Consider the following 24661-nt stretch of genomic DNA (forward strand, 5'->3'; position numbering starts at 1 on the left):
GATATTGTCATGATAGTGCGGGGGGATCAAATTCGAGCTTTAAGAGAGGAAAGAGGCTACACATTGCAAGACCTGGCACGCCGGGCAAAACTTTCCTTATCTTACTTAAGCGAGATTGAGAGGGGTTCTAAAAGGCCCTCCTTAAAGACCATTGAAAAATTAGCCGCAGCATTAAACGTATCAAAGACACAGTTGGTGGAAGGGGAAATCACCGATTCCGGCCTTGGCCTCGGCGAAAAGATTAGAATTATTCGCAATGAGAGAGGTATGTCCTTACAAGAACTGGCGGACAAGATAGGGATATCCCTCTCCTACCTGAGCGAAATTGAAAGAGGTACTGTTTATCCCGCACTGAACACCCTGAAGCGGATTGCCGAGGGGTTGGGCGTACCCGCCACGGCCTTGATGGGCCACGAGGGTTCTCTCGGGTATAAATTAAAGCACTTAAGAGAAGAATATGGCCTGACCCAGGCTCAACTGGCGAATTTGGCGGGGGTGACAGCCGGCTTAATCGGGCAAATCGAGCAGGGTAAGGTGCAGCCATCCTTAAAAACATTAGAAAAATTATCTGAAGTGATGGGCGTTTCACCATGCTACTTCATTATGGAACCGGGCGCTGTGGACCAGATGGTGAGCTTGATGAATCCGGAACTGAGGGAACTTTTAATTCACCCCAATGTCCAGGCTGTGCTAGGTCTGGTCTGTAACTTAAATGAAAAAGAACTGCAGTTCATTTTAAATTTCATTCAGTTATTCAAGCGTTCCGAGTTGAATTAACGGGAACGGGAATATCTTTTACAAAATATATTGCTGGCGAACAAGAATTATAGTAATATAGGTATATGCCTATAGATTATTTATTTTAAGTATTCAACTCATATATTACAAGGAGGCGGTTTTTACATGGCAATGGAATTTAATGCCGCAAATTTTGAGACTGAAGTGCTTAAGTCCGATATTCCCGTACTGGTTGACTTTTGGGCAGCCTGGTGCGGACCCTGCCGTGCCATTGCACCGATCATTGATCAGTTGTCCTCGGAGTTTGCCGGCAAGGTAAAAATCGGCAAGGTAAACGTGGATGAAAACAGAGACCTGGCCCAACAATTCGGTGTTATGAGTATTCCTACCCTCATCTTCTTCAAGGGAGGGCAAAAGGTAGACCAGGTTATTGGTTTTACCAGCAAGGCAGATCTGGAAAAGAAGCTCAACGCTCTTTTATAAAGTTTTGTAAATCCTCCGTTGCCAAACGGAGGATTTATACTTTGCCAATCCAAGATGACATAACGTTAAGAGCCTGATTAATGGTGTAAGACAATTAATCTTTGGAACTTCGAATTACGAATTTCGAACCTCGAAAAGGAGTGGCTCCTTTGCATCAAATACTTTTCTATATCGGAGATTATCCGATTCGTTCCTTCGGCTTAATGCTCTCCCTTGGGATTCTGGCGGGTTTACTGGTATCTTACTGTGTGGCGAAAGCCCAGGGGCGTTACCAGGAAGAAGTCACGGACCTGGCCTTCTATGCCATCCTGGGCGGCCTTCTGGGCGCCCGCATCTGGGAGGTCATGTTTAGCTGGGATTATTACGGCAGCCACCTGTTGGAGATCCCGGCCATTTGGAACGGGGGTATTTCCGTTCAGGGTTCGGTGGTGGGCGGCCTGCTGGCAGTTATCTGGTACTGCCGAAAATACAAAATTGCTGTCTGGCCCATGCTGGATACCCTGGCTCCCGGAGTGCTGGTGGGACAAGCCATCGGGCGCATAGGCTGTTTTTTAAACGGCTGTTGTTACGGGATTCCCCATCAACACCTGGGGGTTGTTTATCCTGCAGGTACGGATGCCTATCATGCCTTCGGCTCACAGCCGCTTTTCCCGGCCGTGTTGTTTGAAGCCGCCTGGGATGTATTGGTTTTAATCCTGCTGCTTGTCATTTACAAAAGAAAGCCCTTTGACGGTTTTATCGCCCTGAGTTATTTTATTCTTTACTCCATTGGCAGGTTTACGCTGGAATTTTGGCGCGGGGACAGTTTGCGTACCTTTATGGACTTAAAAGCGGCGCAGGTTTCCTCTGTTGTTACCGTTTGTGTGGCTTTGGCCTTCATGGTTTACCTCAACAATCGAGAACGCCGCTCTGCCAAAAAAAGTACTGACAAAGTAAATATAAAAACTGACATATGAGGAGTATTCCTCTTTTTTTGTTGCTTAAATGCATAAAGGAATTGATCTTTTCGAATAGGACAAAATATGACCAGGAGGTGATTAGATGGAGATTGGTCATAACTGGCATAAATGGAAAGAGATTTTGGGTGATGCAGTGGGGTTGGGAGAAAGGGTTGGCATGGATGAAGAGACCATCAATAATGTTGCCTACAGGCTGGGCAACTTCTTTGCCGACAAATTTGACCCCGCCAACGATGAACAGCGCCTGATGAAAGAATTGTGGGATGAAGGAAACGAAGAAGAAAGGAAAACCCTTGCCTCCCTTATGGCCCGTGTGTCTCACAAAGCAAGTACCCGACATTAATCAAGAGGAGCCGACGGCTCCTCTTGATTAATGGTGCAAAAGTTATTTTGCACCTCCGCTCTTTTTAATTTCTTCATTTTAAAAATCAACTCAAAAGTATTGCGGTGGTATAGTAAAATTGCCTTTTTAATAATTATAAGAAGTTTCTGCAATACTTATCTATAAAAAATCACATAACATAAACAAACGAAAAGTGTCATAATCAAACAAAATAGTGTTCCTTTTGTGAGAGGTTTTTGTTATAATTGGCTCAGATAAGTATATGTAAGGGTAGTGAATTTTAGTGACACTGGTAAACTTAAGCACCGTCTTAAAACAAGCCATGCAGCAGGGCTGTGCCGTTGGTTGTTTTAACATGGTGGACATAAACTCACTGGAGGCCATTATTAACGGTGCTGTCAAGCTGAATTCGCCGGTGATTGTATCGGTGGCAGAAATCCATTTTCCTTATGTTGATATTGAGAAATATTCTTCTGTTATTTGTCATTTAGCTAATCAAGCAAGTGTTCCGGTGGTTTTACACTTGGATCATGGACAGACCTTAGATGCTATTATGAAAGCTATGCGGCATGGTTTCACATCCGTCATGTTTGACGGTTCCCAATTGCCATTGGAAGAAAATATCGCCAGGACGACTGAGATTGTTCGTTTTGCACATGCTGTCGGGGTCTCCGTGGAAGCTGAATTGGGGCACGTGGGGGGAGCCGAAGGTCAATCGGAGGTCGGGGATTATGATACTGGCTTGCTTACGGATCCTTTGCAAGCCGCAGCCTTTGTCAGGAGCACGGGAGTTGATGCCCTGGCCGTTGCCGTCGGCTCCGCCCACGGTGTGTATAAACGAAAACCGCAGTTGGATTTTCAACGGCTAACAAGGATTAAAGAACTTACTGACGTCCCCCTGGTATTGCACGGGGGTTCGGGGATTTCCGATGAGGATTTCCGCCAATCCATAGCCTGCGGAATCCATAAAATCAACGTCTATACTGATCTTTCCCTGCAAGCCAACAAGGCTATCAAAGAAGCCTTAAATGAAAACCCCGGGCTGGCTTACCCGGATATAAAAGCGGTGGCCCGGCAAGCCATGGAGAAGGTTGTTATGGAAAAAATCAAAGTTTTTGCAGCCGGTTAAAGATATGAACATTATATTGTTTAAATTCACAGAAACAAACAAAATATAACATTGTTTGTTCTGTTTTGACAGGGAGTGAGGGTATGCTATCCATTGATCGGCAAACAAAAATTATTCAACTGCTCAAGCAGAACAGCAGTGTAAAGGTCTCCGAACTGAAAGAAATGTTTGGCGTATCGGAAATGACTATCCGCAGGGATTTGGAAAGGCTGGAAAAACATGGTGTATTGATACGCAGCCACGGCGGAGCCACCCTGAATCCCAAAAATAATGTGGACATAACATTTCAAAAAAGGAACAAACGGTTTGTTCTGGAGAAGGAAGCCATTGCCAAGGCAGCGGCGGCTTTGGTAAACGACGGGGAATCCATTGTGCTGGATGCGGGGACCACCACCACCGCCATGACCAAATACCTGCGTGAGAAAAAAGATCTGGTGGTTTTAACAAATTCTTTAACTGTTGTCAACGAATTAACCCATGTCCAGGGAATTACCTTGATTTTGACCGGCGGCAACGTCAGGGATGTAACCCTGTCCCTGGTGGGTTCCCTAGCCAAGGAAAATTTACTCAGGTTTAATGTGGACAAAGCTTTTATCGGCACCAGCGGGCTTTGCCCGGTTCAAGGATTGACCAACCAAAACATGTATGAATCGGAAGTCAAGAAAGCCATGATTGATATAGCTAGGGAGGCCATTGTAATGGCTGACCACAGCAAATTTCACCGGGTCTCCTTTAGTTGTTTCAGCCCCATTACAGCGGTACACAAAATTATCACAGATGATAAAGCGCCCTTAGATACGGTAAAAAAGTTAAGGGAAATGGGCATCGAAGTTATACTGGCGGAAACCGGTGCCAGTTAAAGGGTGGTATTTGCTATGCCGGATGTTTTATGTTTAGGGATTCTCGTTGCGGATTTGGTAGCGAAGCCTGTAACCGCTTTACCTCCCAAGGGGGGGTTGAAGCTGGTGGAAAGTATCCAGCTTCATAACGGGGGATGTGCCGCCAACACCGCCACTGCCCTGGCTAAGTTGGGTTTTACCGCAGCGGTCAGCGGCATGGTAGGGAACGATGGGCTGGGTCAGGTCTTAATTGATAATCTGATCAAGGCAGGAATTGACACCAGATATATTATGAAAACCAACCAGGCAGGTACTTCTGTCAGTATGGTTTTGGTTGACTCATCCGGAGAACGAAGTTTTATTCATTACACCGGAGCCAATGCTTTGCTGCGGGCAGAGGATTTTAATCAAGAATCCCTTGTCAATACCAGGATTTTACATATTGCAGGCTCCCTTCTCATGCCGGGGTTTGACGGCGAACCCTGTGCGGAAGTGCTGAAAATTGCCAAATCCCAGGGGCTTATGACCACCATGGATACTGCCTGGGATGATACCGGCAGGTGGATGAAGGCCATTGCCCCCTGCCTGCCCCATTTGGACATATTTATACCCAGTTTGGCGGAAGCCAAAATGCTGACGGGGCTGGAAAACTCGGCGGAGATTGCCCAGGTCTTCTTAGGTTACGGGGTGAAAGTAGTTGTCATCAAACTTGGATCGGACGGGTGCTATATTCAGACCCAAGATTCGTCTTATCATATTCCCGGCTTTAAAGTACGTGCAGTTGATGCCACCGGGGCAGGAGATTGCTTCGTGGCAGGTCTTTTGGCAGGCGTGTTACAGGGGTTACCCATTGACTGGTGTGGCCGTTTAGCCAACGCGGTGGGCGCCATGTCTGTCACTTCCGTGGGAGCGGCAACCGGGGTGGTATCTCTTGCCAACACCTTTGCATTCATGAACAGCAGCATCGAGAGACAGGAGGGGCACAAGTGGCAACAGTAAGATTTGATAAGGTTGTAAAAAGCTATGGCAATCAACTGGTTGTTAAAGAATTTAATTTGGAAATTAAGGATCAGGAGTTTATTGTTTTGGTAGGTCCTTCGGGGTGCGGCAAATCAACCACCCTCAGGATGGTTGCCGGCCTGGAAGAAATAACCGGCGGGGATCTTTACATAGGAGACATTCGGGTCAATGATATGCCGCCCAAGGATCGGGATATTGCCATGGTGTTTCAAAACTATGCCCTGTATCCCCATATGAACGTCTACGAGAATATGGCTTTTGGCTTGAAGTTGCGGAAATATTCAGCCAGTGAAATTGATAAACGGGTTAAGGAAGCAGCAGCCATTTTAAGTATAGAACATTTGCTGGACCGTAAGCCCAGGCAATTGTCCGGCGGCCAGCGCCAGAGGGTGGCCATCGGCCGGGCCATTGTCCGGGAACCAAAGGTTTTTTTAATGGATGAGCCGTTATCGAATCTGGATGCCAAGCTCAGGGTTCAAATGCGAGCAGAGCTGGCTAAACTGCACCAGAGGCTGAAGACCACCACCATTTATGTAACCCACGATCAAACCGAGGCCATGACCATGGGAGACCGGATTGTGGTAATGAAAGACGGTATTGTTCAGCAGGTGGCCAGCCCCGAGGAACTGTACAACAGGCCTGCCAATATGTTTGTGGCCGGATTTATCGGATCACCTTCCATGAACTTTGTGGCTTGCAGGATGCAGGAAAAGGGGAATGAAACCTACCTAGTCAATGAGGAGGGTTTTTCCTTCTTATTACTGTCCCCCGAGGTTGCCGCCAGGCTGGCTCCCTATAAACAAAAAGCCCTGGTATTCGGTATTCGGCCGGAGGATATTTCCGACAGCTTGTCCTGGGTGGCGGAAGAGAATTACCTTGCTGCCAGGGTGGACGTGGTGGAAAACCTGGGGGCTGAGACATTAATTTATTTCTCCCTCGGCAAAGAGACTTTGGTTGGCCGGTTTGTGGGAGGACCGAGATACAGAGTGGGGGAAACCGTTAAGATTGCCCTTAACCCCAACCGGTATTACTTATTTGATCAAGAAACCGAGCTATCCTTGCTTTAAGTTTAAATTCCCGGGTTAACCGGGTTTTTACGAACCATTTCATTGCAAAGGATGGTGGTGTCTGGAAAAACAGGGGATAGGAAGTTTTTGTATGGCCTTTATGTAAAATTAAAAGGGATTAAACGGAGGGGAGTATTTTGAAAAAGAAACTTTTTGCCATTTTGAGCTGCCTGGTCATTCTAACCCTGGTTCTGGCCGGTTGCGGCGGCGAAAAAGCGAAAGACACGGCCAAGGAACCCGCTGCCCAGGGCAAACTGGTTGACGGCCCTTTCAAGAAAGTTGAAGGCCTACCCGCAATTCAAGCTCCCGAAGGCTTTGACTGGAAGCAGTTTGCCGGTGTTGAACTGAACGTGATTTCCGAGAACACACCGCCCAGTTCTGCCATTGCCGCCAATATCAAAGAGTTTGAGGAAGCCACCGGTATCAAGGTAAACATCCAGCAGATGGATCTCGGTACACTGGTACAAAAGGTTGGCCTGGACTTTGGTGCCGGCAGCTCCAAGTACCATGTGATTTATGCCGACCCCTATCAAGTATTGGCCAAGTACTCTTCCAAGTTTGTTGATCTAAACGAATTGGAAAAAGACCCCACTTTGCCGAAGATTCCCGGCGGCCTGGAGGACTTCATTCAGAGCCAGCTGGAAATTGACGGTTACATGGGCTCCAAGGACAAACTGTACGCCCTGCCCTACGACTGCCCGACCATGGTACTGGCTTACCGTACCGACGTAATGGCCAAGATTAAAGAAAACTTCCTTAAAGAAAAGGGCTTTGACCCCACTCCCAACCCCAACATGACATGGGAGCAGTATTATCAAGTTGCCGAGTATATCAACAAGCACGCTGCTGAGCTGGGTGTGAAATACGGGACCGGTCACCAGGCCAAGCAGTATGACTCCTTGATGTGCGATTTCTCCAACATTCTAAATGCTTACGGCGCCGATTACTTTGAAAACCGTGATCTGGGTGGCATTGGCGCTGCCAACCCCGGCAAGACCGCTCTGACCACTCCGGAAGCCATTCAAGCCTTTGAATTCTACAACAAGCTGTTAAAGATTGCTCACCCCGGCTCCAAGTCCTGGGATTGGAACGGTTTGGCGGAAGCCTTTGCCGCCGGTGAAGTGGCTATGGCTCCCGAATGGCACGAGTTTGCCTCTATGTTCGAGAACCCTGAAAAGTCCAAAGTGGCCGGCAAAGTAGCCTGGACCACCCTGCCCAAGGGTCCCAAGCGTTCTGCCAACATCTTTGGCGGTACCGGTATCGGTATCAACGCCAACGCTTCCGAGAAAGAGAAGAAAGCCGCTTGGTTGTTCCTGGTATGGGCAACCTCTCCCCAGACCCAGCTGATGATCCTGGAGTCTCCCGTAGGGGGCGCCACTCCTTCCCGTAATTCCGTTTACAATGTGGCGTCCGTGAAGAAAGCCATGGAAGATCCCACTTCCGAAGAAGCCAAGAAGATGCCGAACCTGACCTCCATGAAGGCCACCCTGGAAGCCTGGAAGGCTGAAAATGCTTATGGTCGTCCCAAGGTTCCCCAGTGGCCGCAAATTGACACCATCGTGTTTACTGAACTTTCCAAGATGCTGGCCGGACAGCAGGATCCCAAGACCACTGCCGAGTCCATCAGCAAGCAAGTTGACGCGTTAACCGGTAACTAACAGGATTAGCTAGGGGCCCGCAAGGGCCCCTGCTAAACCCCGGCAGAAGGGAGTTGTTTACCTTTGAGTACAGAAAAAGCACTAGGAGCTTCGATGCCGCAACCGCAGCCAAAGGGTGCCCCCAGCGCCGGGGGACGTTTAGCCCGTTTTTTTACCACCGAGAATATGATGCTGGCACCGGCCATGCTAGTGCTGGCATCGGTTAGTATTTTCCCGTTTCTCTACCTGATTTACGCCAGTTTGATGGATTTTTCATTGGCCATTGATAATCCCACCTTTGCCGGTTTCCGCAACTGGCTCCGGCTGGTGAAAGATCCTCTCATCTTTCAGTCCTGGAAAGTTACCATTGTGTACGCTGTGACCGGCCTGGGACTGGAATTGATCCTGGGCGTGGGCATTGCCCTGCTGTTGTATGCCGCCCCCTGGGGTCGCAATCTGTTTGTTACCCTCTGGATGCTGCCCATCTTTGTGGCGCCGGTTGTGGCGGGACTTTTGGGCTGGTTTTTGCTGAACAGCAGTTATGGTTTATACGCCTGGGTGCTGCAACAGTTTGGCGTCCACACCGACATCTTCGGTACGGTTGCCACAGCCCTGCCGGCTGTTATCCTTATAGATGTTTGGGAATGGACCCCCCTGATTACGCTCATTGTTTTATCAGGACTGCAGTCGCTGCCGACGGAACCACTGGAAGCTGCGGAAGTGGACGGCGCCACCTACTGGCAAAAGCTGCGTTATATCATTCTGCCCTTATCTTTCCGCATCATTGTGGTGGCCCTACTGATCCGTTCCATGGATATCATGCGTTTTATTGATACCATCTTCATCACCACCGCCGGTGGACCGGCGGATAGCACCAAAATTATCGGTTTACGACTTTTCGACGTGGCTTTCAGATTTATGGATATTGGTTTTGCCGCCGCCATCGGTCTTTCCATGCTGGTGGTGACCATTTTCCTGGGTAAGGCCTTTATCAGAGTCATGTACGGGAGGGAATAAAATGGCCGGAACAAAAGTATCATCTCGCAAATTAATCACCACTGTTCTTATTTATACCGCCCTAGGCATCGCTATGGTGTGGGCCCTGTTGCCGATTATCTGGATGGTTCTTTCCTCCCTGAAAACCGAGGCCAACATGTTTTCCATGCCGCCCAAGTTCACCTTTAAACCAACCTTCAGTACCTACGCTTTCATGTTTACCGAAGGAAACTTTGGCGGCTTCTTGAAAAACAGCATGATCGCCGCCTTTTCCTCAACAGCCATCGCCCTTATTCTGGGGACCCTGGGGGGCTATGCCCTGGCCAGAGGAAACTACAGAAGGGGTAAGGATATTGCCTTTTGGATTATCAGTACCCGCATGACGCCGGTGGCAGCGGCCATTGTGCCACTGTATATCATTTTTGCCAAATTTCATTTGATCGGGACCACCTTTGGTCTGGTCTTTGCTTACACCACCTTTAACTTACCCTTTGCCCTTTGGATGATGATGACCTTTTTTGCAGAACTGCCACCGGATATGGAGCATGCTGCCATGGTGGACGGAGCCACCAAGTTCCAGGCCTTTTACCGTATTGCCCTGCCCCAGGTGACGCCGGGGCTGGTGGCCACAGGGATCCTGTGCCTGATGTTTGCCTGGAATGATTTTGCCTTTGCTTCGGTCTTCACCAGCCATGAAAACCAGACCATCCCGGTTGCTGCCTCGCTGCTGGTCAGCCAGACCGGTATCGCCTGGGGCCAGGCCATGGCCACCGGCACCGTCATTATTACCCCGATGTTGATTACCGGCCTGGCGGTGCGCAAGTACCTGGTACGGGGTCTGTCCATGGGGGCGGTCAAATAGAAAAAACAGGGGCCCCGGCCCCTTCTTCTATATTTGTAACTTTTTATTAATTGGGAGGAGTGTTGACCATGGAAAAAATGAAAGCCTGCGTCTTATATGCGCCCCTTGACGTGCGGGTGGAAGAGTTGCCGGTTCCCCAACTGAAACCGGACCAGGCCTTGGTAAAGGTGAAGGCCGTGGGTGTATGCGGCTCCGATGTACACTATTATGAGCACGGCAAAATCGGCCGTTATGTGGTGGAAAAACCAATGATTCTCGGCCACGAGGCCGGCGGTGAAGTGGTGGCTGTGGGTGAGGCCGTGACCAACCTGAAGGTGGGCCAGCGGGTGGCCATTGAACCCGGTGTCACCTGCGGCAGGTGCAAGTTCTGTAAAGAAGGCCGTTACAACCTGTGTCCGGACGTTGAGTTTCTGGCCACGCCTCCCTACGATGGGGCCTTTTGCGAATACCTGGCTATGCGTGCGGATTTCTTGCACCCCATTCCCGACCACATGAGCTTTGAAGCCGCTTCTCTGGTGGAGCCCTTTTCCGTCGGGCTGCATGCCTGCAAGCGGGCCGGCGTCAAGCCCGGTGATACCGTGGCTGTTTTGGGCCTAGGGCCCGTGGGATTGCTGACCGTTGTGGCTGCCAGGGCCTTTGGGGCCACCAACATTATCGCTGCGGATTTGGCGGACATCCGTCTGGAGATGGCCAGGGAGATGGGCGCCACCACCATGGTCAATGCCAGGGAACAGAATGTTTATGACGTTATCATGCAGGCGACCGGCGGCGTTGGTGTGGACGTAGCTATTGAAACCGCCGGCAGCACCGCCACCAACCTGATGGCCGTGCAAGTGGCCCGCCGCGGGGGCAAAGTGGCTCTGGTGGGTCTGCCGCCCAACCCCGAAGTCCCCTTTAACGTGTTTACCATCGCCGATGGCGAGTTGGATATTTTCGGCATCTTCCGCTATGCCAACACCTACCCCACAGCGGTGGAACTGCTGGCCAGCGGCATCGCCCCGGTGGAAAAGCTGGTGACGCACCGCTTTACACTGGATCAGGCCAAAGAAGCCCTGGACAAAGCGAGAACCGATAAGCAGGGCAGCATCAAGGTTATGGTCAACCTGTAAGGAGGCAAATGAACATGAAAACCATGCGAGCGGCGGTCATTGAAGGACCCCATAAAATATCCATACAAGAAGTACCCTATCCCACCCCCGGTCCCGGCCAGGTGGTGGTAAAGGTTGAAGCCTGCGGTATATGCGGCACCGACTACCACATTCTGGAGGGAGATTTTCTTTCTCCCTACCCGCTGATTCCCGGCCACGAGTTTTCCGGTACCGTGCACGAGCTGGGCGAAGGGGTGCAGAACTGGCAGGTAGGCGAAAGAGTTGCGGTGGACCCCTCGGTTTATTGTGGTGAGTGTTACTACTGCTTAAGCAACCAGGGCAATATGTGCCAAAACTGGAACGCCATCGGCGTTACGTTAAACGGAGCCTTTGCGGAATATGTGGTGGTACCGGCCAAAAACCTTTACCGCCTGCCGGAAACCATGAGCTTCCGGCAGGGCGCCTTTGTGGAGCCCCTTTCCTGTGTGGTCTACGCCATGCGGCGTCTAAATATTCGCTTTGGCGACAAGGTGCTGCTGTTTGGTTCCGGTCCCATGGGTTTACTGTTGCTGCAGTCTCTCGTTAAGGGCGGCGCTTCGGAAGTGGTGGTGGTGGATCTGGCCGAGGACAAACTGGCCATAGCCCGGCAGCTCGGTGCCCATAGAACCTTTACGGGTACAGCGGGGCTCAAGGAAGCCTACCCGTTGGGTTTTGACATTGTCATTGACGCCACCGGGGTGCCGGCGGTGATAGAAAACATGTTCCAGTTTGCCGGCAACCGTGCCAAGATCATGCAGTTCGGTTGCGCCCCCAGGGATGCCAAAGTCTCCGTCAGCCCCTTTGATATTTATAATAAAGACTGGGAAATCCTTGGCACCATGGCGCTGCTGTTTACCTTCCATCCGGCGGTGAATCTTTTGAAGAACGGTGTGGTAGTATCCGACCCGTTAACGACCAGGGAAATCAGTCTGGATGAATTTCCTGCTTACTTGTCTCAGCCCAAGAGCAGTAAGGACTTGAAGGTACTGGTATGCCCCTGGAAGAAATAGGAGGGCGGTCATATGCAGGGTTTGTTTTTAGGCATTGATATCGGCACCACCGGGGTCAAGGCCCTGGTGATGGATGAGCAGGGCCAGGTGGTATTCCAGGTAACCAGGGAATACCCCCTGCATGTCCCCCGTCCCGGCTGGGCGGAACAGGACCCGGAGGATTGGTATAAGGCCACCTGTGATGCAGTTGCCACGATTTTAAGCAGGGGTATTTCACCCGGCCGGATTCAAGGGATTGGCTTAACCGGCCAGATGCATGGATCGGTTTTTCTGGATGCACAGGGGAGAGTTATTCGGGAGGCCATCCTCTGGTGTGACCAGCGCACAGCGGACGAATGTCGGCAAATTACCGACCTGGTGGGAGAAAGCGGGCTCATTGCGCTGGTCTCCAACCCCGCCCTAGCCGGGTTTACGGCGCCCAAAATTTTGTGGCTGCGCAATCATGAGCCGGAGAATTACAGGCGGGTGGCCAAGGTACTCTTACCCAAGGACTACATTGGCTGGCGCTTGACCGGCGTCTTTGCCACCGATGTATCCGATGCCAGTGGCATGCTGCTGCTGGATGTGGTCAACCGCAAGTGGAGCGCTGAAATGCTGGCGGCACTGGAGATTCCCGGCTCCTGGCTGGCAGAAGTCTTTGAAAGCCCCGAAGTGGTGGGCCGGGTAAATGTCCGGGGAGCTGCCGAAACTGGGCTGCCGGTGGGGACCCCGGTGGTGGCCGGGGCCGGTGATAATGCCGCCGGCGCCGTAGGCAACGGCATTATTCGCCCCGGTATGGCCACAGCCAGCCTGGGGACTTCCGGTGTCGTTTTCACACCCAGCCTGACCCCCGCCGTAGATCAGGCCGGCCGGTTGCATACCTTCTGTCATGCTGTACCTGGCCAGTGGCACCTGATGGGAGTCACCATGGCCGCCGGCGGTTCTCTGCGCTGGTACAGAGATACCTTTGCTGGGGAAGAAAGGGCGGTGGCCCAATTGACCGGCAAAGACCCCTATGAACTGTTGAACGACGAAGCGGCTTTGATCGAACCGGGCTCCGAAGGATTGCTCTTCCTGCCCTACCTCTCCGGGGAACGCACGCCCCATGCGGATCCCCTAGCCAGAGGAGTCTTTGTGGGCATGAGCTTGAAACATACCAAAGGTCACTTTGTGCGGTCCATTATGGAAGGAGTGGCCTTTAGCCTGAAAGATACGGTAGAAATTATGTCCGGTCTGGGAATCGCTTTGGACGACCTGCGAATCACCGGCGGCGGCGGCCGCAGCCCCGTATGGCGTCAAATCCTGGCCGATGTATTGAACATGCCCTTGCATGTGATGGAAAACTCCGACGGGCCCGCTTACGGGGCAGCCATTCTGGGCGCCGTGGGCGCCGGGTGCTGGAACAGTGTGCCAGAGGCGGTGGCAGCCACCTGCAGCCGTCAGCAACTGCAAGGGGTGACACCCATCCCGCAAAACGCAGCCCGGTACCAAAAAATCTATCAAATTTATGCAGACACTTACCCGCCTCTGAAACCTCTCTTTAAGCGGTTGGGCGAAATATACTAGGAGGTGCATCCGTACGGACATTATCGCCATTGGGGAAGCCATCATTGATTTTATCCCGACCACCCCGGGTAAAGGACTGGCGGATACACCGGCCTTTGAGAAACGACCGGGAGGTGCGCCGGCCAACGTAGCGGTGGGAATTGCCAGGTTGGGCGGCAGTTCCGGCTTTATAGGGAAGTTTGGTGAGGATGAATTCGGCCGGTTTTTACTGAGGACCCTGGAAGAAAATCATGTGGATACACGGGCTGTTGTATTGACCCGGGAAGCAAAGACGGGTTTGGCCTTTGTAACCCTGAAAGACAACGGGGAACGGGAATTTATCTTTTACCGGCAGCCCTGCGCCGATATCCTGCTGACCCCGGAAGAGATTGCCATCCAATATATTGAACAAGCCAAAGTTCTTCATTTTGGAACTGTTTCATTAATCGTTGAACCCGGCCGCAGCGCCACCTACCACGCTGTGCAATGGGCCAGGAGCGCCGGGAAAATAATTTCTTTGGATGTCAACCTGAGAGAAGCCCTCTGGCCTTCCCTGGCAGCGGCCCGGCAAGAGATTTACACTGCCCTGAGCCTGGCCCACATTGTTAAGGTCAGCGAGGAGGAACTGGCTTTTATTACCGGAAACAATGAAAGCATTGAAGAGGAAACCAATCAAATACTGGCCTTGGGTCCCGGCCTGGTTTTTGTAACCCTGGGGGCAGGGGGATGCTATGTAAAAACAAAGCATTTTGCTACGGCTGTTGAAGGCATCGCCGTCCAGGCCGTGGACACCACCGGGGCAGGAGATGCCTTTACCGCAGCGGTGCTGACAAGACTGGTGGAAATCGGCCTCCATGACCCCCGCCAAATCCATGACATTTCTTTAAGCACCATGCAGGAGATTTGCACCTTTGCCAACATAGCAGGAGCTTTAACTTGCACCAAGAACGGGGCCATCCCGGCCTTACCCACCAAGGCAGACGTAGAAGAACGAATGGGCCAAGTCAGAATGAATGCGAAGTAAGAAGACAGGCTGCCTGTGAACAGGCAGCCTGTTTGATCGAAGGGGGAAAGTCAGATGCCTGGCAGCACCACAGAATTCCTGATTCGCTTTGTGCTTGGTATTGTGAAACCACTTTATCGATTGAATGTAATAGGTCTCCCTGGGAAGCCGCCAGGATATATTGAAAGTGTGGGTTATCAGGGGATAAGTTCTGATCCGGTTCATAAAGCAGGGAACGGGTTTTTAAAATAAAGGTACGCATTTTCAAAATCTAACCGGTCCGGCGGTTCATAATAAATGGCTCTCAATTGCGGTGAGAGGCGGCCGGGAAGGTGCAGAGCACCGTCTCCGTTAATAAGCCCGTTATGAGTTTTTTCCATCAGAGCGATTACTTCGGAGAGTTCCTTACGAATTTTTTGCCGTTCTTCACGGTCTTTACTCTCAACAAGCCGGAGGCTGAGGAATGCCGTTTTTTGAGAAAGCATACGCTGACGGCCGCTAATATTAATCACAGCGGCGCTTACTTCCTGGGTTTTAATCAGTTGGTGTAAATTAAGGTACCCTGTGATTGAGAGCAGGCAATAATTCCTAGGGCATAGAAACATCTTCTTTTGAGGTTTCTAATTGAAGCGACATTCATAAAAATACCTTTCGAATGACGTTTTCAAATGTTATCTGGCAGGCTTGGCCTGTGAACAGGCAGGGTAAAAAATGACTAGTAATAAATACGACCAGGCTTAGAAAAGTTCCTTCTATATTTGTCGTAAATAAGTTATTAAAAGAAAAATTTAGTAGAACAAAAGTCTCTCGCGCAAGAGACCAAAGTCCCTAATAAAAAATAAAATTACGACTAAACTTGTCATAATATAACATTTTATAACAAAGGAATTTGTTGCTAAATATCAAATATTAAGTATATGATGAAGAAACAGTATGAAAAAACAATTAATTTGTGGGCCGAGGCTTTAGCCGGGTCAAGACCAGGAAATCCGGAAGAGAATAAAGCCGTAATGGCCTATGCTCTGCATGTGGTAATTTTTAATTCGTTGGTTGTTGCTATGACTGTTTTAATCAGTGTTGTTTTAGGTATATTTCCTACAGTTGCTATGGCACTGATTGCCAGCGGTTCGTTACGAATATTTACAGGAGGTTATCATTGTTCCGGTCCAACAGCTTGCTTGATTCTGTCAGTTGGACTCATGAATTTTTACGGACTAGCTGCAGTTCAACTTGCCGATAGAATGGCTTTATCCCATATCCTGTTTTTCTTGTTTATTGTGATGACTTTATCTTTATATTTCATTTTTAAATAATGCTCCCGTTGAAACACCTAATAAACCCATCAAAGTGTGCCGAAACGTTTATTCATTATTATATATATATAAAATATTTGGTAATGTATCAATAGACGATACTTTTTTGTGGATTATAGTTGGTTGGCCTCAGATACTTATAATGATTGGTGTTGCGGTTACTATTCAAAAAATAATTAGACCAATGATATCATTTCATTTTAAAAAGGATAGTGTTTGATGATAAATAATATGTCTCCTATAGTAATGCTTAAAGAAATTTATTGGATATCTCATTTTTTATTTTTTTCTTTAATCCTTTTATTGGGTAGTTTAACCAGAGGAATATATCTAAAGGATATATATAAATCATTTTATTTCAACTTGGCTATGTTAGGTATGTTAGGGTCATTTTTTGGCTTCTTGGCAGTAAACTACCTGTTTCTGAGGGCCATAGAGGAGAGATTTTATTCTGGCAAATACTATTATAGAATTGTTTATGCAGTTGTATTAACTTTTTTTGCTTTGCTATTCACTGTTTTCAGCAATGGGGAAATACATAAACTGATATATGTTATTCCCGTTGCTTTGATTTCCTTAACCAGCGGTTCTGTATTAGGATTAGCTTCTTCAGTTTTTTTGGGTTATGATATATTCTTGCATCCTATACAAACAGATGAAATATCCTTTATTTTGTGTTTGGCATTGTTAGCATGGATTGTAGGACAAATTTCTCAAATTAATTTTCGTTATGCATTGCAATTGGAGAATGAAAAAAATTTCCTGAAGGATTTAATTGAAACATTCTCCGAAGGCATCACCATTTGTAATTCAACAGGTCAAGTTTTACTTTGCAATAAACAAATAGAGCAAATATTTAAAATTAACAAGAGTGAAATCTTAGGAAAAAGTGAAACATTGCTCTGGGAGCAATGTTCTATACCCTACCACAAATGGATGCCAAACTTTATGAACATGGAAACGCAAATAGACGACAGGACATTTCTAATCAACAGATTTACCTTAAAGGGACCGGAAGTAAAAGAAAACTGTTTTGTTACTGTCATTAACGATATAACAGAATTACAACAACAAAAGAACAAAATGCAGCGTTTGGCAACGCTCTCTGCAGTTGGGGAATTGGCTGCCGGAGCGGCCCATGAAATAAGGAATCCCCTCACCACGGTCAGAGGATTTATTCAATTAATACAAGCCAAATGGCCCGATCCTAAATTGGCGGATTTAAGCCGGCTTTCATTGGAGGAATTGGACAGGGTTAACGGCATCGTCACCAGCATGCTTCAGTTGGCCAGACCGGAGCAGGCTGAAAGCAAACTGCTTAACATTAACGACATCGTGAATGAAACCTGGGATCTTTATACTTATTCAGGCATGCGCAAAGGAATTCAATACGAAAAGCATCTGGATGAGACAGTGAGACCCTTTGCGGGCAGTGACAAACAAATTAAACAAGTGCTGCTGAATATTATGCAAAATGCCGAGAGGGCCTGCAACAGAGGTGATACCATATCGGTCAGGACCTACGGTGATGACAAGCATACTTGCATTGATATCAGTGATACCGGGAGAGGGATTAGCCCGGAGCATATAGAAAAAATATTGCACCCCTTTTTTACCACCGACCCTGCCGGTACGGGTCTGGGGCTTGCCATCTGTGATCGAATAATTTCAGACCATAACGGTACCATAAAAGTAACCAGCGAACTTGGTGTAGGGACCACATTTACTCTAGCCTTTCAGGTAGTCAACGATAATGAAAATAAAGCATCTAAGAACCATTCCAAATAAAGATTCTTAGACGCTTTAGGACAAGAAGCCACCGAAGATGCCGTTGAAGGTTGCCAGCAGACGAACAAAGAAATCAAGATGTAAAAATTCTTTGGAAACATAACCTACGATAATACCTAAAGCTAGACCGATAACTAATCTGGTTAATAATCCAACTTTTTTTACGCTAATAACGCTCTCTTTCTGTTATTTATAATGAGTCATGGGTTTGTAAAAAAATTTGCCTGAGAACTCCCTCTTTACTTAATTAATTATTTGGTTATTAAATTTAGCCCCTCTGTGGAGCGAACCTTTTGCAGATAGTTATAGACGGTGTATTTTGACACTCCTAAAACAGTTGCGATGTAGTCCACAGCGCCTTTTATTAAGAACGCGCCCTTTTGTTCTAAAGTTGCCACAAATTTAATTTTTTCCTCCATGGACATGGTCGCAGGGGGCTTACCCACAACCTCCGCCGCCTGGGCCACCAGCACATCGATGGTCTCATGAACGGTGGAAGCAAAGGTTTCTTTTTTGTCTTCCCCACCCTGGTAGGGCAGGTTAATCAAATCACCCACGGCAGCCTGGATGTGTTGAAAATCTGTTATGTCAAAATTAATGCAAAGGGCCCCGATAATTTTGTCCCGACCGTCCCGAATAAAGGTGGTAGAGGATTTAAGAATGCGGCCGTCTTTGGTGATACTCTTGTACCCGACCATATCCCGGGCCTGATCACCTTCCTGATGCAACACCTTGACCACCAGATCCGTAATGGGCGCGCCGGGTTTCCGGTGTGTGACATCCCCGGCAATATGAATTAATGATTTGTCCAGGTTGGATAAATCATGGACGGCTACCTCGCAGTTTTTGCCGAAGTTTTGAGCAATGGTATCAGCGATACGGATAAGATTCGAAAAAATAACTTCCGGGGTGTCCATCTCTTTATTCACTTTTGGTACTCTTGAATTAGACATGTTAATGACCGCCGCTTTACTTCAAACTTTATGAAAAAAGTATTATTTTCTATTTGCATGGGAGAACTCTGCCTTAACAATGACATATTACAATCTTGTTGTAAGAATTACAATAATTTTTTAATAAATTATCTAAGTTAAATAATTACCAAAAAAATACAAGTGTACTTCTGGGGCGGTCAGAGGAGGTATTTGGTGCTGAATTTCCTAATAAACGGGAGTAAAATGTTCTCCGTGATTAGACAAAGGCTTGTTACCAATAAAGTTATGTTAACCTTTAACTTCTATTTATCTTCTTATTGAGTTTTTTGATGATGGAAGGGATTAGAAAAATAGTGTCGAAAACAGTTTTAGACTAAACATTATTAGCAATAATCTCGGGGAGGAACAATGGGCACCATACCGCTGTATCTCTACTTTACTCTGGCGATTTTAGAAGGCCTAAGCGTTTTTTTCTTTATTTTTGCTTTTGCCAGAGTGAATTGGGCAAAAAAAGAATTGCTGTTGTTTTCAATAATATATGCAATACTAACTTTTGTTCTAAGAAAGTTACCAATTAGTTTTGGGATTCATTCACTACTTTTGATTTGTCTGGTCGGCGTATTTGTTAGTTATTACTATAAGGTAAAACTTTCATCATCTCTATTTAGCATGATTTTAGTTTACACTGTTATTATTATGACAGAAATATTAACGGCATTCTTATTTTCCCATGTCTTTTTAATTCAATTTGATATTATTTTTCATAACCCCCTGTGGTGGTTCCTATCTGGTTTACCCCATGTTATATTTATTTTTATCTTTGGTTTAGTCATAAAGAACGTAAGGAGACAGGAGTAATGTCTTTAAGCGAAAAACTGGCACATTATTTGATTAAAACTAAAGGGATTGAGGATCAAGATCAACAAGAAATTCTGGCATTTGGAGCAGAGGTGTTGTTTGGAATATTATCCGGGGTATTTATTACTCTGGGTGTTGGGTATGTCTTGGGTTTGCATATATTAATTTTTTATATGCTATTTGCATCATTAATGATACGAAAGACAGCAGGTGGAGCCCATAGTGCGCATCCTACTAATTGTTTAATAATCACCGTTGCAGCCTTTAATATATTAGCACTTTTTGCCAGGGAAACGTTTGCCTATGTGCAAGATTTTTTGGGTTATTTTCTTGTGATTGTGTTTCTTATTGGGTTTACGGCTGTTTATATCAATGCACCAGTGGAATCTTTACAGAAACCCCTACATCCAAGGCAAAGAAAAATATTAAGGAAATTGGCCATATTATCGGTGTTATTGATATCTGTCACTCAGTTTATCGCCTATTATTTCTCTTTTTATTCTTTGGTTAACTATGCGGTAAGCCTTGTGTTGCTCTGGCAGTATTTGATGTTAACTGTTCTTGGACACAAGATGATTTTGTGCTTGGACAATTTTTTCAATTCAATATATAAAGGAGGTGAGACGTGTGAAAAAAATTAAGTCATTATTTATTACCTTGGCAACGATTGTGTTAACATTATCAGCACTTATTAATGCTGCTTCTGCTTGTGGTGTTGCACACTATCAACCTAAGTTGCCTAAGGCACTTAGAAAGTAACATGATTAAAAACAAAAGAGTGATTTTCTCACTCTTTTGTTTTTAATGAATTGGCACATATTACCAGAGAGTGATTTTATGAATGGATGGCAGCATAAAAGAGAAGACAACTTTAGGGAATTAAGGATCACTATATATCTTTTCTGTATGATAGTTTTTGCAATTGCTATCTTATTAAAATTCAACTGGAATATTTCTGCAAATCTACAATACAAAGAGATACCCAATTATATACAACACGGCCTCGTGTTAATGATGTGTTTATTCGTTGTTTTATTAGGTTCTAGCATAATGCCATGTCTCAATGCTCTTTCGTTTGGTACATTGCTGCTTTCTATTTTAGTTTTTATCTTAATTGCTCACTTTCATGACAAATACCTAAACAACCTTTTAATCATCCCAGTTGCTTTTGCATCCTTTACAAAGAGTAAAAAAGTAGGATGTTTTATCGCCTTAGGCAGTGGCTTATTATTATGCATTGGGGACATTAAGAGATATGGATTTGGTTTTCCCAATAGAAACCTGGAATCTGATATTATCTTAACAGGTGTCATGTTTATCTGTGCCTGGCTTATCGGAGGAATAGCCGGTATTGAACGTGACACCCGAAATTATTTACTTGAACTAGCCAATAAGGACGGCCTGTCTGGAGTTTATAATCATAGATATTTTCAGGTCTATTTTAAACAAGCTGTAGAAGAGGCTAAAAACACTAGCAAACCCCTTAGCCTTTTTATCTTTGATATCGACTTTTTCAAGTACTATAACGACACCTTTGGTCACCTGGCCGGGGATCAAATATTAAAGGATGTGGGGCAAATATTGGCGCGGGAAGTGATACCTCCCGGCATTGCCGCTCGGTATGGCGGTGATGAGTTTTGTGTGTTACTTCCTGAGCATGACTCCAAATCAGCCTATATCATAGCCAAAAAATTAAAAGATAAAATAACAGAATCAATATTAAATAATGAGAACGCGAGCAAACTTCCTACCGGCAAGTTAAGTGTTACCGTAGGGGTTGCTTGCTATCCGGAACATACAAAATCCGGCGAAGATCTTTTGGAATTGGCCGACCAGGCGTTGTATAAGGCTAAAAAGACTAGTAAAGATAAAATAGAACTGTACTTTAACGTTTTAGATACATTAAAAGGATCCTGTGACCAGTCTGAAATGGAACTTCTCAGTTCCATCAAAACACTTCTGAGCATCATCAATGCCAAGGACCGCTATACATATGGGCATTCCGAGAGAGTGCTGGAATACGCGACTCTTCTGGCAAAAAAATATGGTCTGAGTGAAGAAGAGGTGCGCTACGTACAATACGGAGCCTACCTGCACGATATTGGTAAAATTGAGGTCGATATTAGCATTCTGAATGCGCCGGGTAAAGTGACAGAGGCCGAGTGGGAGATTTTAAAGCAACACCCTTACTGGGGCAGTGAGATCATCCGTCCCATCAAGTCCCTTGAAAAGGTCAGACCATATATTCTGCATCACCATGAAAATTATGACGGTACGGGTTATCCTCTGGGTCTGAGCTGTTCTCATATCCCCATTGGTGCCAGAATTATTAGGATTGCAGACAGCTTCGATGCCATGACCACAGACAGGCCGTATAAAAAAGGAATGTCACCTGAGGCTGCCTGCCAGGAATTGTTGTCCATGGCTGGTTCACATTATGACCCGGAATTGTGTCATCTTTTTGTTAGCATGGTAAAGTCTTATCCGGATACCTTTAAAATTGTAACAGTAAATGAGAGATAGTAGAATAATATGAGAGATAGTAGAATAATAAGAGCGGCCGGTGTGGAAAAACTCGGATACATTAGAACCGGTGGTAAACAGATCAATATTTTTGCTATAATAATATTTAGCAATAAAACTATATTATTTAAAATTGACCAGACAGTTTACATAATCTGGTCAATTGTTGTTGTGGAGGGGAGAAAATGAGTATTGATCAGTGGCACAGGGACACTCTGGGACAAAGAGTCGTACAAGCTCTAAAGAAAAACCAGTTTGATGCCGTTTATTTCCCAACCCGGGAAGAAGCCGTGGAACATGTTCTAAGCTTTATTTCACCCGGGGCGCAGGTGGGTTTTGGCGGTTCCATGACACTAACAAAGGAATTGAATTTGGCGGAACAAGTGAAGGCCAAAGGAGCGGATCTTCTCATCCACGGGGATCCTAAACTTTCACCGGAAGAAAAGATGGAAATCATGCGCAAGCAGCAGGTTTGTGATGTTTTCTTAACCAGCACCAACGCGTTAACCCTGGATGGTTATCTGGTGAATATTGACGGGGTGGGAAATCGGGTTGCAGCGATGACCTTTGGGCCCAAAAAGGTTGTGGTTGTGGTGGGAATCAATAAAATTTGTAAAGATGTAAATGCCGCCTTTGAACGGCTACAGACCATCGTTTCGCCTAAGAACAATAAACGGCTGAATTATACCAACCCGTGCACAATCACCGGAGTGTGCTCGGAATGCCAAAGTTCCACCAGAATCTGCAGGATCTATTCCGTAATCAAAAAGAAACCCATGCTTACAGATATAACAGTAGTGGTAGTCGGTGAGGAGTTAGGATATTAGTCCTTTAGAAAAGCTACAGGCTGCGGGTAATCGCAGCCTGTAAAAATTCTTAACCTAAATCCAGGAAAGCATCTACATCAAATTTCACAGTTCTTTCCTTGGTTTCTCCTGTTATTCCGGTTGCTTGAGTGATCTGACCTTCCGGAGAAATATTTTTTATCATCTCTGCTGTATTTGTTACAAGCTTCTGTTCGCTCCGGAGAAGCCCCTGTGCAATGAATCCCATAGTTTGCTTAATGTCCTGAACGACGTAATAGATTTCATCAATTAAGTTTATTTTTGATGCAAGCGTTTCTACCCTTTTGTTAAGCCGGCTTAGCTGCTCCTCCACCTGATGTCCATTGCTATAATAACTGTTCAAGATCTCTTGAACTTTTTCTTCTCTTTCCTCCTCATTCAGTTGCAGTATGGGATGGTTTTCTGCCAGGTTTATCACCACTTGCCGGGTCTTTATTGCATCTCCCATAAAGTAAGCCCCCTGAACTGATCAGTGAACAGCCCTTTGATAATTTACACAATGGAAAGGAAGCCCTGGGCATTTGCCCACTGGGGTTCCGGGATGTTAATAGCACCCCGGAAGAAATCCGATAAGGGCAAGGCCATAGCGCCGCCACCGGCCAGGTAGATTCTGCTCAAGAAGCTGAACCTTTCACCTAGGGCCGCTTGCACTTGATCAAAGATGGATCTGGCCACGCTCTCTTTAATGGTTTTAATAACCAGTCGGAAGTCATATTCTTTACCGTTAAATGTTACCATACCGTTCCCGCGTACAATTTCAATAACTCTGACTGGGGAGATGGGCGAACCGGTCAGCACCTGAAATTCCACGGCAAAGGCTTCATAAACATTGCCCACCGCGGTCTCGATGGAACCGCACAGGCTGGCAATGGGGCGCACCACATCGTTCACAATTTCCGCCGTTACATAGTCGGTGGTTTTCTGCCCCACATCAATCAACAAGACTATACCTGAGTTTGATAAAAGGGGTGCCTTCAGCAATGCCCCCGCCCCCTGGGGATAAACAATGACCTTGCCAAAGCTAATTCGCTTGGGCTCGCCGCTGCCGGTAGCCACATCCGCCTCAAGCTGCTCCAGGTGTTGTTTTAATTCTTCCTTTTGGGCTTTGTAATAGGCGATGGGCAAGCCTGCCACCAGAGTGGCTCCCGGCTCCGCTCCTAACAGTTTGGCAACGGTTAAAACTAAAATGTCATGATTGGGATGCCTGTGTTTTTCCCGGTCTGTGGTAAAGGTGGCCCCTTGTCCCTCTTTAATGGCTAATTCACCAACAAAATATTTTTGTACCGGTCCGCCGGGTTTTTGTATAGAAACCGCATAACCGGTCTTCTGGGCAAACTCGGACAGGGATAATTCCCTGGCCGGAGCAACCACCGAAGGAATAACCATCCGACCCTCATGGGAAACAGCTTTGACATGGGAATACCCTACATCAATGGCGATTACATTACTCAAACAAAGGCCCCCTTTAAAAATATTTAAAATGCCTAAACTTTAATCGTTTTGGATCATAAATATTTTAAGACTTTCTATTAGAGCTAAAGACCAGACGTATTTCGTCAAAAATCAATAGTTAAATTCTATAGAAAGTGATTTAATCCTTCTCAATTTGGCTTTAATGTTTCACGAAAGAGAGGTGTTTAAACAACCTTCCAGTATTACTGG

At 46.6% G+C, this 24661-nt stretch carries 27 protein-coding genes; 23 read left to right on the forward strand and 4 right to left on the reverse strand.

The window, feature by feature from the left end; genetic code table 11:
* Positions 1 to 9 precede the first annotated feature (9 nt).
* The 16 genes from BUB67_RS03495 to BUB67_RS16555 all read left to right on the forward strand — a co-directional run bounded on the left by BUB67_RS03495 (position 10) and on the right by BUB67_RS16555 (position 14989).
* Positions 10 to 777 (forward strand): helix-turn-helix domain-containing protein, encoded by a 768-nt coding sequence (locus tag BUB67_RS03495; RefSeq protein ID WP_073235818.1) that lies wholly within the window; start codon positions 10 to 12, stop codon positions 775 to 777.
* Between the two features lie 126 nt (positions 778 to 903).
* Positions 904 to 1221 (forward strand): thioredoxin, encoded by a 318-nt coding sequence (trxA, locus tag BUB67_RS03500; protein ID WP_073235823.1) that lies wholly within the window; start codon positions 904 to 906, stop codon positions 1219 to 1221.
* Between the two features lie 149 nt (positions 1222 to 1370).
* Positions 1371 to 2177, forward strand: coding sequence for a prolipoprotein diacylglyceryl transferase (lgt, locus tag BUB67_RS03505; protein ID WP_073235825.1), 807 nt, complete (start codon positions 1371 to 1373; stop codon positions 2175 to 2177).
* An 85-nt stretch (positions 2178 to 2262) separates the two neighbouring features.
* Entirely contained in the window at positions 2263 to 2523 is a 261-nt protein-coding gene (locus tag BUB67_RS03510) for a DUF3243 domain-containing protein (protein WP_073235827.1), read from the forward strand.
* A 283-nt stretch (positions 2524 to 2806) separates the two neighbouring features.
* The gene (locus BUB67_RS03515) at positions 2807 to 3652 is read left to right on the forward strand and encodes a class II fructose-bisphosphate aldolase (RefSeq protein WP_073235829.1); all 846 of its coding nucleotides are present in this window, start codon (positions 2807 to 2809) and stop codon (positions 3650 to 3652) included.
* A gap of 83 nt (positions 3653 to 3735) precedes the next feature.
* Positions 3736 to 4512 (forward strand): DeoR/GlpR family DNA-binding transcription regulator, encoded by a 777-nt coding sequence (locus BUB67_RS03520; RefSeq protein WP_073235832.1) that lies wholly within the window; start codon positions 3736 to 3738, stop codon positions 4510 to 4512.
* 15 nt (positions 4513 to 4527) lie between these two features.
* Positions 4528 to 5490, forward strand: coding sequence for a carbohydrate kinase family protein (locus tag BUB67_RS03525; protein WP_073235837.1), 963 nt, complete (start codon positions 4528 to 4530; stop codon positions 5488 to 5490).
* Entirely contained in the window at positions 5478 to 6578 is a 1101-nt protein-coding gene (locus tag BUB67_RS03530) for an ABC transporter ATP-binding protein (protein WP_073235840.1), read from the forward strand. The genes BUB67_RS03525 and BUB67_RS03530 overlap by 13 nt, the downstream gene beginning before the upstream one ends.
* A 137-nt stretch (positions 6579 to 6715) precedes the next feature.
* Positions 6716 to 8236 (forward strand): extracellular solute-binding protein, encoded by a 1521-nt coding sequence (locus BUB67_RS03535; RefSeq protein ID WP_073235843.1) that lies wholly within the window; start codon positions 6716 to 6718, stop codon positions 8234 to 8236.
* Positions 8237 to 8299: 63 nt separating this feature from the next.
* Positions 8300 to 9232 (forward strand): carbohydrate ABC transporter permease, encoded by a 933-nt coding sequence (locus tag BUB67_RS03540; RefSeq protein ID WP_073235848.1) that lies wholly within the window; start codon positions 8300 to 8302, stop codon positions 9230 to 9232.
* Between the two features lies 1 nt (position 9233).
* Positions 9234 to 10073 carry a carbohydrate ABC transporter permease gene (locus BUB67_RS03545; protein WP_073235853.1) on the forward strand — a complete coding sequence of 280 codons (840 nt, stop codon included), beginning with the start codon at positions 9234 to 9236 and terminating at the stop codon, positions 10071 to 10073.
* A gap of 68 nt (positions 10074 to 10141) precedes the next feature.
* Complete coding sequence (locus tag BUB67_RS03550) at positions 10142 to 11182, forward strand: NAD(P)-dependent alcohol dehydrogenase (RefSeq protein ID WP_073235857.1); 1041 nt, start codon at positions 10142 to 10144, stop codon at positions 11180 to 11182.
* Positions 11183 to 11196: 14 nt separating this feature from the next.
* On the forward strand, positions 11197 to 12210 hold the full coding sequence (locus tag BUB67_RS03555) for a zinc-dependent alcohol dehydrogenase family protein (RefSeq protein ID WP_073235860.1): 1014 nt from the start codon (positions 11197 to 11199) through the stop codon (positions 12208 to 12210).
* 12 nt (positions 12211 to 12222) lie between these two features.
* Complete coding sequence (gene xylB / locus BUB67_RS03560) at positions 12223 to 13755, forward strand: xylulokinase (protein ID WP_073235863.1); 1533 nt, start codon at positions 12223 to 12225, stop codon at positions 13753 to 13755.
* 22 nt (positions 13756 to 13777) lie between these two features.
* The gene (locus BUB67_RS03565) at positions 13778 to 14758 is read left to right on the forward strand and encodes a PfkB family carbohydrate kinase (protein WP_274377219.1); all 981 of its coding nucleotides are present in this window, start codon (positions 13778 to 13780) and stop codon (positions 14756 to 14758) included.
* 54 nt (positions 14759 to 14812) lie between these two features.
* Positions 14813 to 14989, forward strand: a complete 177-nt coding sequence (locus BUB67_RS16555; RefSeq protein ID WP_200798117.1) for a hypothetical protein — start codon at positions 14813 to 14815, stop codon at positions 14987 to 14989.
* Here BUB67_RS16555 and BUB67_RS17385 read toward each other — a convergent pair.
* Positions 14959 to 15342 carry a type IV pili methyl-accepting chemotaxis transducer N-terminal domain-containing protein gene (locus BUB67_RS17385; RefSeq protein WP_084127628.1) on the reverse strand — a complete coding sequence of 128 codons (384 nt, stop codon included), beginning with the start codon at positions 15340 to 15342 and terminating at the stop codon, positions 14959 to 14961. The genes BUB67_RS16555 and BUB67_RS17385 overlap by 31 nt on opposite strands.
* A gap of 312 nt (positions 15343 to 15654) precedes the next feature.
* Here BUB67_RS17385 and BUB67_RS03575 point away from each other — a divergent pair, with 312 nt between their 5' ends.
* On the forward strand, positions 15655 to 16050 hold the full coding sequence (locus BUB67_RS03575) for an accessory gene regulator B family protein (RefSeq protein WP_084127629.1): 396 nt from the start codon (positions 15655 to 15657) through the stop codon (positions 16048 to 16050).
* A 219-nt stretch (positions 16051 to 16269) separates the two neighbouring features.
* Positions 16270 to 17838: a two-component system sensor histidine kinase NtrB gene (locus BUB67_RS03580; RefSeq protein WP_073235874.1), complete on the forward strand. Its 1569-nt coding sequence runs from the start codon at positions 16270 to 16272 to the stop codon at positions 17836 to 17838.
* 251 nt (positions 17839 to 18089) lie between these two features.
* Here BUB67_RS03580 and BUB67_RS03585 read toward each other — a convergent pair whose 3' ends face one another.
* Entirely contained in the window at positions 18090 to 18791 is a 702-nt protein-coding gene (locus BUB67_RS03585) for a helix-turn-helix transcriptional regulator (RefSeq protein WP_084127630.1), read from the reverse strand.
* Between the two features lie 390 nt (positions 18792 to 19181).
* Here BUB67_RS03585 and BUB67_RS03590 point away from each other — a divergent pair, with 390 nt between their 5' ends.
* From BUB67_RS03590 to BUB67_RS03615, 5 genes are all read left to right on the forward strand, one after another.
* The gene (locus BUB67_RS03590) at positions 19182 to 19631 is read left to right on the forward strand and encodes a hypothetical protein (protein WP_073235878.1); all 450 of its coding nucleotides are present in this window, start codon (positions 19182 to 19184) and stop codon (positions 19629 to 19631) included.
* Positions 19631 to 20272 carry an accessory gene regulator ArgB-like protein gene (locus tag BUB67_RS03595; RefSeq protein ID WP_073235881.1) on the forward strand — a complete coding sequence of 214 codons (642 nt, stop codon included), beginning with the start codon at positions 19631 to 19633 and terminating at the stop codon, positions 20270 to 20272. The genes BUB67_RS03590 and BUB67_RS03595 overlap by 1 nt, the downstream gene beginning before the upstream one ends.
* Positions 20259 to 20390 carry a cyclic lactone autoinducer peptide gene (locus BUB67_RS15945; protein WP_143156993.1) on the forward strand — a complete coding sequence of 44 codons (132 nt, stop codon included), beginning with the start codon at positions 20259 to 20261 and terminating at the stop codon, positions 20388 to 20390. The genes BUB67_RS03595 and BUB67_RS15945 overlap by 14 nt, the downstream gene beginning before the upstream one ends.
* 78 nt (positions 20391 to 20468) lie before the next feature.
* A complete protein-coding gene (locus tag BUB67_RS03605) occupies positions 20469 to 22154 on the forward strand; it encodes a bifunctional diguanylate cyclase/phosphohydrolase (protein WP_073235884.1) in 1686 nt (561 codons plus the stop codon).
* Positions 22155 to 22339: 185 nt separating this feature from the next.
* Positions 22340 to 22981: a lactate utilization protein gene (locus BUB67_RS03615; RefSeq protein ID WP_073235890.1), complete on the forward strand. Its 642-nt coding sequence runs from the start codon at positions 22340 to 22342 to the stop codon at positions 22979 to 22981.
* Between the two features lie 49 nt (positions 22982 to 23030).
* Here the strand turns inward: BUB67_RS03615 and BUB67_RS03620 are convergent, their stop codons facing one another.
* Together BUB67_RS03620 and BUB67_RS03625 are read right to left on the reverse strand one after the other, a co-directional pair.
* A complete protein-coding gene (locus BUB67_RS03620) occupies positions 23031 to 23447 on the reverse strand; it encodes a hypothetical protein (protein ID WP_073235893.1) in 417 nt (138 codons plus the stop codon).
* 44 nt (positions 23448 to 23491) lie between these two features.
* On the reverse strand, positions 23492 to 24451 hold the full coding sequence (locus tag BUB67_RS03625) for a ParM/StbA family protein (RefSeq protein ID WP_073235897.1): 960 nt from the start codon (positions 24449 to 24451) through the stop codon (positions 23492 to 23494).
* Between the last annotated feature and the right edge of the window lie 210 nt (positions 24452 to 24661).

The organism is Desulforamulus putei DSM 12395, from assembly GCF_900129195.1.
Classification (GTDB): Bacteria; Bacillota; Desulfotomaculia; order Desulfotomaculales; family Desulfotomaculaceae; genus Desulfotomaculum; species Desulfotomaculum putei.

Bases quoted from the DNA above. Each gene is read 5' to 3' on its own strand.
- BUB67_RS03575 (WP_084127629.1), top strand. From the start codon at position 15,655: ATGATGAAGAAACAGTATGAAAAAACAATTAATTTGTGGGCCGAGGCT.
- trxA (WP_073235823.1), top strand. From the start codon at position 904: ATGGCAATGGAATTTAATGCCGCAAATTTTGAGACTGAAGTGCTTAAG.
- BUB67_RS16555 (WP_200798117.1), top strand. From the start codon at position 14,813: ATGCCTGGCAGCACCACAGAATTCCTGATTCGCTTTGTGCTTGGTATT.
- BUB67_RS03555 (WP_073235860.1), top strand. From the start codon at position 11,197: ATGAAAACCATGCGAGCGGCGGTCATTGAAGGACCCCATAAAATATCC.
- BUB67_RS03595 (WP_073235881.1), top strand. From the start codon at position 19,631: ATGTCTTTAAGCGAAAAACTGGCACATTATTTGATTAAAACTAAAGGG.
- BUB67_RS03580 (WP_073235874.1), top strand. From the start codon at position 16,270: ATGATAAATAATATGTCTCCTATAGTAATGCTTAAAGAAATTTATTGG.
- BUB67_RS03495 (WP_073235818.1), top strand. From the start codon at position 10: ATGATAGTGCGGGGGGATCAAATTCGAGCTTTAAGAGAGGAAAGAGGC.
- BUB67_RS03510 (WP_073235827.1), top strand. From the start codon at position 2,263: ATGGAGATTGGTCATAACTGGCATAAATGGAAAGAGATTTTGGGTGAT.
- BUB67_RS03585 (WP_084127630.1), bottom strand. From the start codon at position 18,791: ATGTCTAATTCAAGAGTACCAAAAGTGAATAAAGAGATGGACACCCCG.
- BUB67_RS03525 (WP_073235837.1), top strand. From the start codon at position 4,528: ATGCCGGATGTTTTATGTTTAGGGATTCTCGTTGCGGATTTGGTAGCG.
- BUB67_RS03520 (WP_073235832.1), top strand. From the start codon at position 3,736: ATGCTATCCATTGATCGGCAAACAAAAATTATTCAACTGCTCAAGCAG.
- BUB67_RS03615 (WP_073235890.1), top strand. From the start codon at position 22,340: ATGAGTATTGATCAGTGGCACAGGGACACTCTGGGACAAAGAGTCGTA.
- BUB67_RS03545 (WP_073235853.1), top strand. From the start codon at position 9,234: ATGGCCGGAACAAAAGTATCATCTCGCAAATTAATCACCACTGTTCTT.
- BUB67_RS03550 (WP_073235857.1), top strand. From the start codon at position 10,142: ATGGAAAAAATGAAAGCCTGCGTCTTATATGCGCCCCTTGACGTGCGG.
- BUB67_RS03620 (WP_073235893.1), bottom strand. From the start codon at position 23,447: ATGGGAGATGCAATAAAGACCCGGCAAGTGGTGATAAACCTGGCAGAA.
- BUB67_RS03590 (WP_073235878.1), top strand. From the start codon at position 19,182: ATGGGCACCATACCGCTGTATCTCTACTTTACTCTGGCGATTTTAGAA.
- BUB67_RS17385 (WP_084127628.1), bottom strand. From the start codon at position 15,342: ATGTTTCTATGCCCTAGGAATTATTGCCTGCTCTCAATCACAGGGTAC.
- BUB67_RS03605 (WP_073235884.1), top strand. From the start codon at position 20,469: ATGAATGGATGGCAGCATAAAAGAGAAGACAACTTTAGGGAATTAAGG.
- xylB (WP_073235863.1), top strand. From the start codon at position 12,223: ATGCAGGGTTTGTTTTTAGGCATTGATATCGGCACCACCGGGGTCAAG.